Annotated in this window: 16 protein-coding genes; 7 read left to right on the forward strand and 9 right to left on the reverse strand. The window is 69.7% G+C overall.

From position 1 onward, the window contains the following. The first annotated feature begins 119 nt into the window (after positions 1 to 119). Complete coding sequence (gene leuS, locus ACZ432_RS08900) at positions 120 to 2837, forward strand: leucine--tRNA ligase (protein WP_426962640.1); 2718 nt, start codon at positions 120 to 122, stop codon at positions 2835 to 2837. 154 nt (positions 2838 to 2991) lie between these two features. Here the strand turns inward: leuS and ACZ432_RS08905 are convergent, their stop codons facing one another. Next, positions 2992 to 3432: a GAF domain-containing protein gene (locus ACZ432_RS08905; protein WP_426962639.1), complete on the reverse strand. Its 441-nt coding sequence runs from the start codon at positions 3430 to 3432 to the stop codon at positions 2992 to 2994. Between the two features lie 88 nt (positions 3433 to 3520). Beyond that, positions 3521 to 4042: an archaemetzincin family Zn-dependent metalloprotease gene (locus ACZ432_RS08910; RefSeq protein ID WP_426962638.1), complete on the reverse strand. Its 522-nt coding sequence runs from the start codon at positions 4040 to 4042 to the stop codon at positions 3521 to 3523. 39 nt (positions 4043 to 4081) lie between these two features. On the opposite strand from ACZ432_RS08910, the gene ACZ432_RS08915 reads away from it, so the two are divergent. The 5 genes from ACZ432_RS08915 to ACZ432_RS08935 all read left to right on the forward strand — a co-directional run bounded on the left by ACZ432_RS08915 (position 4082) and on the right by ACZ432_RS08935 (position 7392). Next, positions 4082 to 4522: a UPF0146 family protein gene (locus tag ACZ432_RS08915; RefSeq protein WP_426962637.1), complete on the forward strand. Its 441-nt coding sequence runs from the start codon at positions 4082 to 4084 to the stop codon at positions 4520 to 4522. Positions 4523 to 4591: 69 nt separating this feature from the next. Next, positions 4592 to 5461 (forward strand): TIGR01548 family HAD-type hydrolase, encoded by an 870-nt coding sequence (locus ACZ432_RS08920; protein ID WP_426962636.1) that lies wholly within the window; start codon positions 4592 to 4594, stop codon positions 5459 to 5461. Positions 5462 to 5473: 12 nt separating this feature from the next. Then, positions 5474 to 5725, forward strand: a complete 252-nt coding sequence (locus ACZ432_RS08925) for a DUF7534 family protein (RefSeq protein ID WP_426962635.1) — start codon at positions 5474 to 5476, stop codon at positions 5723 to 5725. 59 nt (positions 5726 to 5784) lie between these two features. Further along, positions 5785 to 6453: an NADPH-dependent F420 reductase gene (gene npdG / locus ACZ432_RS08930; protein WP_426962634.1), complete on the forward strand. Its 669-nt coding sequence runs from the start codon at positions 5785 to 5787 to the stop codon at positions 6451 to 6453. 633 nt (positions 6454 to 7086) lie between these two features. Then, positions 7087 to 7392: a MazG-like family protein gene (locus ACZ432_RS08935; protein ID WP_426962633.1), complete on the forward strand. Its 306-nt coding sequence runs from the start codon at positions 7087 to 7089 to the stop codon at positions 7390 to 7392. A 33-nt stretch (positions 7393 to 7425) separates the two neighbouring features. Here the strand turns inward: ACZ432_RS08935 and hisH are convergent, their stop codons facing one another. The 7 genes from hisH to ACZ432_RS08970 all read right to left on the reverse strand — a co-directional run bounded on the left by hisH (position 7426) and on the right by ACZ432_RS08970 (position 12775). After that, positions 7426 to 8085 (reverse strand): imidazole glycerol phosphate synthase subunit HisH, encoded by a 660-nt coding sequence (gene hisH, locus ACZ432_RS08940; protein WP_426962632.1) that lies wholly within the window; start codon positions 8083 to 8085, stop codon positions 7426 to 7428. Positions 8086 to 8193: 108 nt separating this feature from the next. Continuing rightward, on the reverse strand, positions 8194 to 9261 hold the full coding sequence (phnE, locus tag ACZ432_RS08945; protein WP_426962631.1) for a phosphonate ABC transporter, permease protein PhnE: 1068 nt from the start codon (positions 9259 to 9261) through the stop codon (positions 8194 to 8196). Continuing rightward, the gene (phnC, locus tag ACZ432_RS08950) at positions 9258 to 10031 is read right to left on the reverse strand and encodes a phosphonate ABC transporter ATP-binding protein (RefSeq protein WP_426962630.1); all 774 of its coding nucleotides are present in this window, start codon (positions 10029 to 10031) and stop codon (positions 9258 to 9260) included. The genes phnE and phnC overlap by 4 nt, the downstream gene beginning before the upstream one ends. Positions 10032 to 10060: 29 nt before the next feature. Next, on the reverse strand, positions 10061 to 11122 hold the full coding sequence (locus tag ACZ432_RS08955; protein WP_426962629.1) for a substrate-binding domain-containing protein: 1062 nt from the start codon (positions 11120 to 11122) through the stop codon (positions 10061 to 10063). A 232-nt stretch (positions 11123 to 11354) separates the two neighbouring features. After that, positions 11355 to 11972 (reverse strand): uracil-DNA glycosylase, encoded by a 618-nt coding sequence (locus ACZ432_RS08960; RefSeq protein ID WP_426962628.1) that lies wholly within the window; start codon positions 11970 to 11972, stop codon positions 11355 to 11357. A 68-nt stretch (positions 11973 to 12040) separates the two neighbouring features. Continuing rightward, complete coding sequence (locus ACZ432_RS08965) at positions 12041 to 12595, reverse strand: endonuclease dU (protein WP_426962627.1); 555 nt, start codon at positions 12593 to 12595, stop codon at positions 12041 to 12043. Beyond that, entirely contained in the window at positions 12596 to 12775 is a 180-nt protein-coding gene (locus ACZ432_RS08970; RefSeq protein WP_426962626.1) for a DUF5786 family protein, read from the reverse strand. A 292-nt stretch (positions 12776 to 13067) separates the two neighbouring features. On the opposite strand from ACZ432_RS08970, the gene ACZ432_RS08975 reads away from it, so the two are divergent. Next, positions 13068 to 13694 (forward strand): MBL fold metallo-hydrolase, encoded by a 627-nt coding sequence (locus ACZ432_RS08975; RefSeq protein ID WP_426962625.1) that lies wholly within the window; start codon positions 13068 to 13070, stop codon positions 13692 to 13694. The last annotated feature ends 15 nt before the right edge of the window (positions 13695 to 13709 follow it).

Consider the following 13709-nt stretch of genomic DNA (forward strand, 5'->3'; position numbering starts at 1 on the left):
CCATTTTTGTCACGCGGCTGCGAACGACGGCGGCCCCACTTTTGTCACGCGGCCGCGAGCGACCGCGGCTGTCGGATGGAAAGGTATAGGGCTCCGACCCTACCACGCCTATCCAAGAGATGACCGAAGAGGGCTACGACCACGCGGCGGTCGAACGACGCTGGCAGGAGGCGTGGGACGACGCGGACGCGTACCGGACGCCGGACGACGTCGAGGACCCGACGTACGTGCTGGGGATGTACCCGTATCCGTCGGGGAAGCTCCACATGGGTCACGTCCGCAACTACACGATCACCGACGCGTACGCCCGCTACCGGCGGCTGCGTGGCGACGACGTGCTCCACCCGATGGGGTGGGACGCGTTCGGCCTCCCGGCCGAGAACGCCGCCAAGGAGCGCGACACCAACCCCCGCGACTGGACCTTCGACTGCATCGACACGATGCGGGGCCAGATGAAGTCGATGGGCTTCGGCTACGACTGGGACCGCGAGGTCACCACCTGCACGCCGGAGTACTACCGCTGGAACCAGTGGCTGTTCCGCCGGTTCCACGAGGAGGGCCTCGTAGAGCGCCGCGACGACGAGGTGAACTGGTGTCCCTCCTGTGAGACCGTCCTCGCCGACGAGCAGGTCGAGGGCGACGACGAGCTCTGCTGGCGGTGTGACACGCCCGTCGAGCAGCGCGAGCTGGAACAGTGGTTCCTGAAGATCACCGAATACGCCGACGAACTGCTCTCGGACATTGACGACCTGGAGGGGTGGCCCGACTCCGTCCGGCAGATGCAGCGCAACTGGATCGGCCGACAGGAGGGGACGACGCTGGAGTTCGAGATCGACGGCCACGGCACCGTCGAGGCGTTCACGACGCGCGCGGACACCGTCCACGGGGCGACCTTCTTCGCGCTCGCGCCGGACCACCCGATCAGCCGGGAACTGGTTGAGGAGGACGAGGCGGTCCACGAGTTCGTCCACCACGAGGCCGACCCCGACGGCGACGAGCCGAACGGCGTCGCCACCGACCTGACCGCGACCAACCCCGTGACGGGCGCGGAGCTCCCGGTGTTCGTGGCGGACTTCGTCCTCTCGGACGTGGGGACGGGCGCGCTGATGGGCGTGCCGGGCCACGACGACCGCGACCACGTCTTCGCCGAGAAGATGGGAGTCCCCATCGAGCCCGTCATCGCTCCCGAGCCGGACGACGACGCGGCCGGGACCGCCCCCGAGGTCCCGGACGTCTCCGAGTCAGCCTACACCGAGGACGGCGTCCTCGTCAACTCCGGCGCGTACGACGGCCTCTCGAGCGCCGAGGCCCGCGAGCGCATCACCGCCGATACCGAGGGCGCCGAGCACACGACCCAGTACCGCCTGCGCGACTGGGGCATCTCCCGCCAGCGCTACTGGGGGACGCCCATCCCGGTCGTGCGCTGTGACGACTGCGGCCCCGTCCTGGTCCCCGAGGAGGATCTGCCGGTCGAGCTGCCGGAGTTCGTCAACACGACGGGCAACCCGCTGGACGCCGCCGAGGAGTGGAAGCACACCACGTGTCCCGACTGCGGCGCGGACGCCGTCCGCGAGACGGACACGATGGACACGTTCGTCGACTCCTCGTGGTACTTCCTGCGCTACGTCTCGCCCGACGTGGCCGACGCCCCGTTCGACCTGGAGCGCGCCAACGACTGGATGCCCGTCGACCAGTACGTCGGCGGCATCGAGCACGCGGTGATGCACCTGCTCTACTCGCGCTTCTTCACGAAGGTGCTGGCCGACGAGGAGGGGCTCGAGCACCGCGAGCCGTTCACCAACCTGCTGGCGCAGGGGATGGTCCAGCTGGAGGGGTCGAAGATGTCCAAGTCGAAGGGCAACGTCGTCTCTCCCCAGCGCATCGTCGAGGAGTACGGGGCCGACACCGCGCGCCTGTTCATGATGCAGGCGGCCCAGCCCGAGCGGGACTTCGACTGGTCCGAGGAGGGCGTCAAGTCCACCTACCGGTTCCTGACGCGCCTCTCGGAGACCGTCGAGGCGTTCGCGGACCCGGACGGCGCCATCGACGCCGACGGCGACGACGACGCGGTCGCGGGCTACGTCCGCGACGAGACCGACGCCGCGGTCGCGGTCGCCACCGAGGAGTACGACGAACTCACGTTCAACGTCGCGCTCCGGGAGGCGCAGGACCTCGTGAAGACGCTGCGGCAGTACCGCGAGTACGCCGACCCCCACGCCGGGACGTTCGCACGCGGGCTCTCCGTCGCGGTGCGGCTGCTGGCCCCGGTCGCGCCGCACCTCGCGGAGGAGCTGTACGCCGACCTCGCAGAGGCGGACGCGGCCGCCGTGGGCGGGGCGGCCGACGAGTCGGGCGACGCGCCCGAGTTCGTCCTCGACGCCGACTGGCCGACCGCGTCGGTCGACCGCGAGGCCGCGGAGATGCGCCGCCGGCTCGTGGAGAACACCCGCGAGGACGTGCGCCAGATCGTCGACGTGGCGGGGATCGAGGACCCCGAGCGCGTCGACGTGGTTGTCGCCCCCGAGTGGAAGTACGACGCGCTGGCGATCGCCATCGAGAGCGACGCCGACAACCTGATCTCGGAGCTGATGCAGGAAGCCCACATCCGCGAGCAGGGCGACGCCGCGGCCGCCTACGGACAGGACCTGCAGGCCGAGCGCGAGGCGCTCTCGGAGACGCTGCCGCCCGAGGCGGAACACGACGCGCTGGAGGCGGCCGCGTGGCTGATCGAGCGGGAGTTCGACGCGCCCGTCCGCGTGCTGACCGCCGACGAGGCCGACGACGCGGTCGCGAACAAGGCCGACCCCGGCCGCCCGGCGATCGACATCGCGGAGTAGGACGCCGGTCGGACCGCGGTTTTCCTTTTTGCGACCCGGCGGTCGGAAATCCGATCGCTGACAGAAAACCCGACTGTTGACAGAAGACTCGGCTGCCGACAGAAGAGCCGGCCGCTGACAGAAAAACCGGACGACGACGGAAAGTCCGACGGAATCAGACCGCTTCGGCCACGCCGACCTCGACGAGGCGCGCGGCCGCCTCGGCGCGGCGGCGGTCCTCCTCGTCGAACGCGCGGGGCTCGGAGTCGCAGACCGCGATGGTGCCGTACTGCTCGCCGCCGACCGTGATGGGGAGGCCGAGGTACGCCTCCAGCCCCAGTTCGGCGTTGGCGTAGATGCCGGCGACGCGCTCGTCGCTCGACGCGTGGGGGATGCTCACCGGGCCGCCGCTGGCGGAGATGGTCCGGCAGAAGGTCTCGGCGGTGTCGAACTCGTCGCCGACGTTCATTCCGGTGTCGATCCGGTCGTCGAGTCCGACGACGGTGAACCGGCCGTCCTCGATCCGGCTGGCGACCGCGAAGGGCGTGCCCAGCGCAACGTTGAGGAGGTCGAGCGCGTCGTTGAGGAGGTCCGGGTCCGCCGGCTCACGGTGCATGACCGAACGTACGGTGGGGATGGAGATAGATGTAGTGGAACGCGAGCGCGGTCGGTACGGCGGCGTGTTCGGTGGCCGGAGGCGGTGCTCACCGGAGCAGCCGCGAGCAGGAGCCGCAGAGGTGTTCCTCCTTCACGTCGACCTCGCGGACGGTCGGCGAGAAGGACATCACGCACTTGGAGTTGTCGCAGTGCTCGAGGCCGACGGTGTGGCCGATCTCGTGGACGACCTCCTTGCGGACGCGGTCGGCGAACACCTCGTCGGTCGGCTTCGTGGAGATGCCGCCGTCCGAGGAGGTCTTGAGCCGGTGGGTCGAGATGACCGAGCCGCCGCCGTTGAGGTACGCCAGTCCGAAGACGTAGTTGCGCCGGCGGTAGAACAGGTCACGCGGCGTGATGCCGATGTTCTTCTCGCCGGTGCCAGCCCGGCTGACGACCTCGATGAGGTCCTCGGCGCGGTACTGGTCGCGCCCCTCGTCGTAGGCCGAGGCCGGGACCGGCTGCTCGTCGTGGATCGTGACCTCACAGTCGTAGACCGACCGCAGCGCGCCGGAGGCTTCCCGCTTGACACGCGCGGAGACCTCCCCCACCGGCACAACGTCAACGAGCATGGAAAGTCGTTTGAAGTCAGCGCGCATAAATCGCACGGCGTGAACCCCACAGCCCGCGGTCGGATCGCGGACCGCCTCTCCGACTTCGAGGCGTCCCTGGAGGTCGGGATCGGCGAGAACGGCGCGGTCGCCGCCGCCCTCCGCGCGCGCGGTCGAGACGTAACCGCGATGGACGTGAGCGACGCCGCGGCCGAGGCGGCGCCCGAGGGCGTCCGTTTCCGCCGCGCGGACGTGACCGAGATTGCGGCGGCCGCGGACCCCATGGCCGCGCTGGCACTGCCGCGTGCGCCCGGCGTCGTGTACGCCTGCAACCTCCCCGCCGAACTCCAGCGGCCGACCCTGCGGCTCGCGGAGCGGCTGGACGCGGTCTGTGCGTTCACGACGCTCGGCTTCGAGGAGCCGGTCGTTCCGATCTGCCGCCGGCACGCGGTCGGGAGCGACACGCTGTACGTCGTCCGCGGTCGGATCGGTTCGGACTGATCGCTCCCTCGTCGGGAGACGCCCCGGCGACCCGGAACGTTTTTTCTCCCACGCGCCGCCTCCGAAGGCATGCAGGTCGACGCTGTCGTGCTTGACATCGACGGGGTGCTCGTCGACGTGGCCGACTCCTACCGGCGGGCCATCGTCGAGTCGGTGCGGCACGTCTACGGGCGAACCATCGACCGCGCGGACGTGCAGGCGTTCAAGGACGCCGGCGGGTTCAACAACGACTGGGAGCTGACGGACGCCGCGGCGCTGTACGTGCTCGCGAGCCGCGAGGGGCTCCGGATGAGCGTCGCGGAGTTCACCGGCCGGATCGCCGAGGAGGGCGGCGGACTCGAGGCCGCCAAGTCGGTCGTCGCCGCCCTCCCGAGCGTCCCGCAGGCCCGCGTCCGCGACCAGTGGGAGCCAGACCGGCTTCGAGAGGTGTTCCAGGCGCTGTACCTCGGCAGCGACCTTTACGGGGAGCTGGAGGGCGGGGAGCCGCCGATCGAGGCGGACGGCTACATCAACGACGAGCCGGTCCTCGTGGAGCCGGAGACCATCGAGCGCCTTCAGGAGCGCCACGACGTCGGCGTGGTGACCGGTCGCCCGGCCGCGGAGGCCGACATCGCGCTCGAACGCGTCGGGCTCGAGGTCCCCGACGAGCACCGGTTCACGATGGACGACCCCGCGCCCGGCAAGCCCGACCCCGAGGCGCTGATAACGCTCGCGGAGCGGTTCGACGCCGACCGCGTGGCGTTCGCGGGCGACACCCTCGACGACGTCCGCACCGCGCGCAACGCCGACGAGGCCGACCCCGGGCGCGTCTACTACGGCGTCGGCGTCCTGACCGGCGGGCTCACGGGCGATGAGGGCCGCCGCAAGTACACCGAAACGGGGGCGGACGCGGTCGTCGACAGCGTCAACGACCTCCCCGACCTGCTGGAGGCGCCCTGAGGTGGCGCGTCCGTGACCCCGACCGGCCGCTTCGTCGTCTGGATGCTCGCGTTCGACTTCCTCGGCTTCGCGGTCGGGAGCGCGGTCGCGGCCGGGGACCCCTCGCTCCAGCCGTACGTCGTCGGCCCCGTCTTCGTGCTCGCGCCGGTCGCGGCGTACCTGACCGTCTACCGCGGCGGCGAGGACCGCCTCCGGGGCGCGCTGGGGCTCCCGCCGGCCGAAGAGGGTGACGCCGACGCGGGAGACGACGAGAGCCGGCAGTGAACCGAGGCGAACCCCGCCGGTCGCGCAACCCCTAAGGCGCGGCCGGGCGCACTGTCCGTATGCGAATCGCGCTACTGGGCGGCACCGGCGACGTGGGGGGCGGCCTCGCGCTCCGGTGGGCTCACGACACGGACCACGAGGTGCTGATCGGCTCGCGTGACCCCGAGAAGGCCCGCACGAAGGCCGAGGAGTACGAGACGGAACTCGACAGCCGCGGCGTCGACGCGAAGGTGCTCGGCTTCGACAACGCGATGGCCGCCGACCGCGCGGACGCCGTCGTGCTCGCCGTCCCGCCGTACCACGTCGGCGACACGGTCGAGGCGGTCGCGGACGGGCTCGACGACGACACGGTCCTCGTCTCGCCCGCGGTGGGGATGAAGCGCGACAACGAGGGGTTCCACTACCACAAGCCCGGCGCGGGCAGCGTCACCCGCATCGTGGCCGAGGCGGCGCCCGAGGGGACGCCCGTGATCGGCGGGTTCCACAACCTCTCGGCGGACCGCCTCTCCAACCTCGACGCCGACCTCGGCATCGACACCCTGCTCGTCGGCGACGACGAGGACGCGAAGGACATCGTCCGCCTGCTCGCCGAGGGGATCGAGGGGCTCCGCCCGCTCGACGCCGGCGGTCTCGCGAACGCGCCCGAGGTGGAGGCGCTGACGCCGCTTCTGGTCAACGTCGCGATGAACAACGACCGCATGCACGACCTCGGCGTCCGCTTCGAGTAACGCGATACCTCGGTCGTGTCTCGGTAGATCCCTCGACAGCGATACTGGGTATAGCGGCGTGTTTGTGTCTTTTTTGTGTCACTGGGCGGTGTTTTTGTGGCTGCTGTCGATCGTGCTGATCGGGACGGCAACACTCAGAAAGCCCCAGCCGGCTCTCTGGACGCGGTTTTTGTTTCTGTTGCAGATCCTGCTGCGTGGAACAACACCATCCAGAAAGCCCCAGCCGGCTCGACCGCGCCGCGCCTCGCTGCGCTCCTCGCTCTCAGCACCGCCCGCTGCGGTGCTTACGTCGTCGGGGCGGGCTCGAGCCGGCTGCCCCTTTCAGTCCCACCCACCGCACCGCAACCGCCCCGCACAGCAGCCTCGCACCTCCCCAACCTCGGCGGCGGCGCGGCCGCGACACCGCACAGCAGGCGGCCGCGCCGCCGCCTCCCTCGCGCGGTCGCGGCGCCACAGGGGCGCCGCGGCGCGCGCCGACAGTACGGCACCGCAACCGCAACCGCAACGCTCCGCGACTGCACCGCACCGCCGCGAGTCTCAGAAAAGCGATGTGTCTGAATCGGTCTGCAACACTCAGTATCGGAATCAGTCAGCACCGAACATTCATCACTCCCGGCTCACACGCTCGGAGACATGGATCAGCAAGACCGCGTCGCCGCGTTTCTCGACGAGCACGACCTCGACGCGCCGCTCGCCTACCGCCTGCTCGACCTCCAGTCGGAGGTCGGGGAGCTCGCGAAGGAGGCGACCGTCTCGACCGACTACGGCGCGGCGCCGGACGGGGTCGACCTCGCCAGCGACGAGGTCGGGGACGCGCTGTTCGCGCTGCTGTCGGTCGCGGCGGCCGCGGACGTGGACGCTGACGCGGCGCTCGCGGAGTCGATGGAGAAGTACGAGCGCCGCATCGCGGAGACGGGCGACGCCGGGTCCGGCGCCTGACGGGCCGCGCTCGCCGCCCCGATTCGTCGAACCCTACTGCTCCGCGCAGTACTCGACGAAGTTCCGCAGAATCTGCAGCCCCGTCTCGCCGCTCTTCTCGGGGTGGAACTGCGTCCCGAACACGTTGCCCGTCTCGTTGGCGACGACCGCCGGGAAGCGGACGCCGTAGTCCGTCGCGGCGACCACCGCGTCGTCGGCCGCGGGGTCCGCGTAGTAGGAGTGGACGAAGTAGGCGTGCTCGCCGTCGACGCCCGCGACGAGGGGGTGTTCGCGCTCGACGCGGAGCTCGTTCCAGCCCATGTGGGGCACCTTCTCGTCCACCTCGAAGCGGCGGTTGGTGCCCGGAATGAGGTCTAACCCCTCCACGTCGCCCTGCCCCTCCCGGTCGGCCTCCTCGCTGGAGGTGAGCAGCATCTGCATGCCGAGACAGATGCCGAACAGGGGGCGGCCGGCCTCGGCGTGTTCGACGAGCGCCTCGCGGTAGGGGCCGGCGTTCTCCATCCCCTCGCGGAACGCGCCCACGCCGGGGAGGACGACGCCGTCCGCGGCCGCGAAGGCGTCGACGTCGTCGGTTATCTCCACGCTCGCGCCGGCGCGCTCCAGCCCGCGGGTGACGCTCCGGAGGTTGCCGAGGCCGTAGTCGACCACGACCACGTCCGCGAGCGCCTCCGCGGGAGGCTCGGGGATGCTCATACCGATACTCGGGCGAGCGGGGAAAAAGCGGTTTCCCTTCGGGCAGTCGGCGGGGCGTCGGGACTCGCCGACCAGGCGCAAGGAGGTAGAAAACGTGACCGCGGCGACCTACTTGAGCAGCGACTCGGCCATCCGCTGCGGGAAGCCGAGCAGTAGGTCGATGAACCCCTGCGTCTCGTCCTCGCCGCGGAGGCGGGACCGGAGCCGCTGGGAGAACATCTCGACGGAGATGATCAACACGAGGATGACGAGGATGGTCGCCATCATGTTGGTGAACGCGAACAGCCCCTGCTGGACGTTGAGTACCTGTCCGAGTCCGCCGCCGCCGATGATCCCGAGCGAGACGGCGATCCGGACGTTGATCTCGAAGATGTACAGCGTCCACGCGATGAAGGGCGTCGTCACCTGCGAGAGCATCCCGAAGACGATGATCTGCGGCTTGTTCGCGCCCGTGGTGCGCATCGCCTCGATGGGACCGTCCTCGATCTCCTCCAGTTCGTCGGTGAACAGGCGACCGAGGTTCCCGATCGTGTCCGTGGCGATGGCCAGCGTCGCGGTCGTCGGGCCGATCCCGCCGAGGGGGACGTAGATGAGCGCCCACACCAGCGCCGGGATGGCGCGGATCGAGGACATCACGCCGCGGAAGATGAAGTTGAACGGGAACGGCGTCACGCGGCCGGAGCCGAGGATGCCGAACAGCAGCGCGAGCGGGAAGCCCATGATCGTGCCGGCAAAGCCCATCGAGAGCGTGATGCCGGCCTCACCGAACAGCGCCAGCGGACCGCCCGTGCTGGGGTCGGTCAGCGACGCCTCCGGGTTGTAGATGAGGTTGCGCTCCTGGATGAACGCCCAGTACTCCAGGAACCCGCCGGGATTGAACGTGATCCACGGGAACCCCTCGACGCTGACGAGGAAGGGGAAGAAGTCCTGCAGCGCCTCGAGGAAGGTGCCGAAGTACTGGGGAAGGTTCGCCTGCAACAGCTCGACGGCGTACAGCGCGTTCGCGAAGAAGTAGCCGACCACGAGGATCAGGAGGCCGGCCAGCAGCGCCCGCACCTTGCGTGCGCGGACGATCCGCTCGTACTGCTCCGTGACGGCGCCGCTGACGTCGCTCGCGTCGATGTCCTCGGGATCGGTCGGGTCGTCGGCCGCGTCGGCCGCGCTCTCGCCGCTCATGCTGTCGCCTCCGATTCCGTGTCCTCGTCCGTCTCCGCGAACATGCCCTCGGTGTCGATGTCGCCGTAGATCTCGTCGATCACGTCCATCGTCACCTCGTCGCGGTAGCCGTCGAACACCTTCTCGCCGTCGCGGAGTCCGATGAATCGCTCGCCGAACTTCCGGGCGAGGTTCACCTGGTGGAGGCTACTGACGGAGGTGAGCCCGCGGCGCTCGGCCGCGGTCCGGAGGTAGCCCATCACTTGCTGGGCGCTTCCCGGGTCGAGGCTCGCGACCGGCTCGTCGGCCAGCATGATGTCCGGGTTCTGAACGAGCGCGCGGGCGATGCCGACGCGCTGCTGCTGTCCGCCGGACATCTGACTGGCGCGCTGACGCGCCTCGTCGAGCAGGCCGACGGTCTCGAGCGCCTGGAGCGCCTGATACTTGTCGGCCTTCGGCTGGAACTGGAGGAGGCTCTGGAGGAACCCGTTTCGGTTGAGCGCGCCGGTCAACGCGTTACCGTACGCGCTGAGCTGCCCGATGATGTTGTGCTGCTGGAAGATCATCGCCGTGTCGTTACGGGGCTGCGTGACCGGTGTTCCGTCGATGCGTACCTCGCCGCTGGTGATCGGGGTCAACCCGTTCATACACCGCAGCAGGGTCGACTTTCCCGATCCCGAGACGCCGAGGACGATCACGAACTCGCCGGACGGGATCTCGAAAGAGACGTCGTTCAACGCGACAGTTTCACCGTAATGTTTGGTGAGACCGTCGACTGTAATACGACTCATGTAGGGTGTAAGAGGGGTTAATCGAGGGGTTAGGAAAGGTCTTCGAACTCGAGACCGAGTTCGTCCATCACGGTCCGGATCATCTCGTAGTCCTCGATGGACCCGTCCTCGACGCCGGTGAACCATAGCGGCTCGCCCTCGTAGTCCTCGCCGTGGCTGAGGTCCTCCTCGGTCACGTTGAGGATCGCCTCCTCGATCTCGGCTTTGACCGGGCTATCCCAGTTGCTCCGGGTCACGAGCGGCGCACGCGGGATGGGGTCGGAGACGGCGAGGAGTTCGAGCTCGACGCCCTCCTCCTCGATCGCGTCGCCGGCACCGCTGTACTCCGCGGAGATGTCGACGAAGTCCTGGGACATCTCCTCGAACTGTTCCTGCGGGACGTAGGGCGCCGAGGAGAACGCGCCCGTACACGCGGCCGCCACGTCCTCGCGATTGACCATCTGGGTGCGGGAGGTGGTGTGATCCGAGTAGGCGGCTTCGAAGTCTTCCGCGTCCCCGTCCGGTGCGGTCCCGACGTCGAGGCCGGCGTCTTGCAGTATCGTCAGCGGCACGAGCGTCCCGGAGACCGAGAGGATGTCGCCGAAGTTGATCTGTTCGCCCTCGAGGTCAGCGAGTCCGCCGATGCCGCTGTCCGGCGTCGTGGTGATCGTCGAGAAGTACTGGGCCGCACCGTACGCGATGCGGATGCCGACCACGTCGACGACGCCTTCGCCCGCGATGACGGCCGAGGGGGAGATGTCCGCGATCTCGCCCTGGTCGTTGCGCATCGACTGAAGCGTCGCGGTGTAGCTGGCCGCGCGCTCCGACTCGATCTCCACGTCGACCTCGGACTCGAGGTACTCGAACATCGGCTGGTACTGCTGTTCGATCTCGACGTCCGCCTCGGCCGGGTTGAGGATGAACTGCGCGGTGGGCGTGTCCGCGACCTCGCCGGTCGTCCCGCCGGATTCGGTCCCGCCACCCGAGCCGTCCTCGGTCCCGCCGGAGGACCCGTCGTCGCCGCCGGTACAGCCCGCCAGCCCAACGGCTCCGGCAACGCCAGTCGTCTTGAGGAACGTGCGCCGATTCGCCGACCACCTGTTGTCGGACATGGGTGTTGAGAGCGACGCACCATTTTTAGTCTTTTCTATGTTTGTAGCGGAGCCGAACGTACGTCTCAATACTCCCTCGACCGACGATCAAACGGGACGGAGCGGCCGCGTGCTGTTTATAAAGATCTTTTCGGTCGGCGGATCGGGAGCCGCGGCTTTCGGTCGGCGGATCGGGAGCCGCGGCTTTCGGTCGGCGGATCGGGAACCGCCGTTTTTGATCGACGGCTCGGGATCAGTAGTCACCCAGTCGCGACTGCCCGCCGGTCCCTTCGGTCGCGCCGGCGAGGTCGGCCGCCTCCGCGACCGCCTCGAAGAACCCCTCGCGCTGGCTCCGGTCGTACAGCGTCGCCGCGGGGTGGACGCACAGCAGGACGCGCCGCGCCGCGCCGCCGACGCGCGCCTCGACGACCGAGCCGGCCGTCGAGGTGATCGCCACGTCGCGGTCGAGCAGATGCTCGCTCGGCACCTTTCCGAGCGGAACGATCAGCTCGGGGTCGACGCGGTCGATCTCCTCGGTGAGGTAGCCCCGGCAGTTCGCGAGCTCCTCGCTCCGCGGGTCGCGATTCTCCGGCGGGCGGCACCGGACGCAGTTGGTGATCCGCACGTCCGCGCGCGCCAGCCCCGCCTCGCGGAGCGCCTCGTCGAGCACGTCGCCGGAGCGGCCGACGAACGGCTCCCCTTCCTCGTCCTCCGTGGCGCCCGGCCCCTCGCCGACGAACAGCAGGGCCGCGTCGGTCGGTCCGACGCCGTTGACGATGCGGCTCCGGGAGTCGACGAGCGCTGGGCAGCGCTCGCACTCGCGCACGCAGAGGTCGTCGTCGAGGCCTCGGGCGGGGGCGTCGTCGCTCATGTTCGACCGAGCGCGGCCGAGCCTCAAAAACGGGGTTGGTTCGGGAGCGCGGCCGCCGCCGGTGGACGTCACCGCTCCGGCGCGTCGTGGTACGCCCGGGCGGCGATGCGGGCGGCCCGCACCGGTTCGGGTCGGCGCCCCTCCCGCGTCAGTTCGCGGACGACCGCAGCCGCGTCCGCGTCGGCCAGTCCGACGGCGCGGACGTACAGCGTCCGGTCGCCGACCGCGACCGCCCGCCGCGGCGGCAGCGACCGGTAGACCGCCAGTCGGTCCTCGAGCGCGTCACCGGAGAACTGTTCGCGGAGCGCCCCCGCCAGCCCCTCGCTCTCCTCGAAGGAGACCGAGAGAACCGGGCGGTCCACGGTCTCGTGAAGCGCCTCGAGGTCGATCAGGTTGAACCACGCGGGCGCGACGCCCGCACAGAGGACTCGGTGAACGTCCTCGCGGTCGAGTCTGTCGAAAAGCGCGGCGACGCTCGCGGTCGCGTCGCGACCGCCCACGGAGCACCCGCCGTAGGCGAGTCCGTCGAGGACGCCGTCGGCACGGACGACGGCGCCCGCGATGCGGCTCCGCTCGTCGGCGTCGCGGAAGGCGACCCCGAGCGAGCGGCTACCCGGTTTCACCTATTCGTCCGACTTGATGTCCGCCAGTCTGTCGAGGAGTTCGTCGTTCGAGGCGCCGTTCTCGAAGTTGATGTCTCCCTCGTGGGAGGCCTGAGACGTTCGGACGCCGTCGTCGTTCTCGAAGTCGGCGTCGAGGTCCTGGTTCTCCTGTTCGGATTCATCGTAGCTCCCAAAGCCCATACACTTGCGTATAGACGATCAGCACGGAAAAACCCCCGGGACGATGTGAACACGCCCCACGACCGCGCCCCACGACTGCGCCCTCACGACCGCGCTTCACGACTGCGTCCCCACGACCGCGCTTCACGACTGCGCCCCCACGACCGCGCCTTCACGACTGCGCCCCCACGACCGCGCTTCACGACTGCGTCCCCACGACCGCGCTTCACGACTGCGCCCCCACGACCGCGCCTTCACGACTGCGCCCCCACGACCGCGTCCACTTTTACGACGGCCGCGCCAAAGACGCGACATGGAACCGCGAAACGTCACCGCGGACGCCGAGGCGTTCACCTGCAACGCGTACCTCGCCGAGGGCGAGGCAACCACGCTCGTCGACGCCGGAACGATGCCGGGCGTCGAGGCGGTCGTCGCCGACCACGTCGCCGACCTCGACCGCGTCGTGTTGACCCACCAGCACGGCGACCACGTCGGGGAACTCGACGCGGTGCTCGACGCGTTCGACGCCGACCTGTACGCCTACGGCGACCATCCGCGCCGCGACGTCGCGCTCGACGACGGCGACGAGGTCCTGATCGGCGACGAGGCCTGCGAGGTCGTCTACACGCCGGGCCACGCCACCGACCACGTCGCGTTCCTCGGCGAGAGACGGGTCTACAGCGGCGACGTGGTCGTGTACAACGACGGCGCGTTCGACGACGGCTCCTTCGGCCGCACCGACATGGCGGGCCAGTCCCGGGAGCGCCTCATCGAGAGCCTCGACGAGATCCTCGACCGGCTTCCGGAGTCGGTGACGGCGATGTATCCGGGCCACGGCGACCCCTACCGCGAGAGCGAGGGCGGCGACACGGTCCGCGAGGTCATCGCCCGAGCCCGCGAGCGCGCGGCGCGTCGGGAGCCGAAGTACCCCGAGGAGTAGCGGTCGATAGCGGTC

This window comes from Haloparvum alkalitolerans, assembly GCF_055381565.1.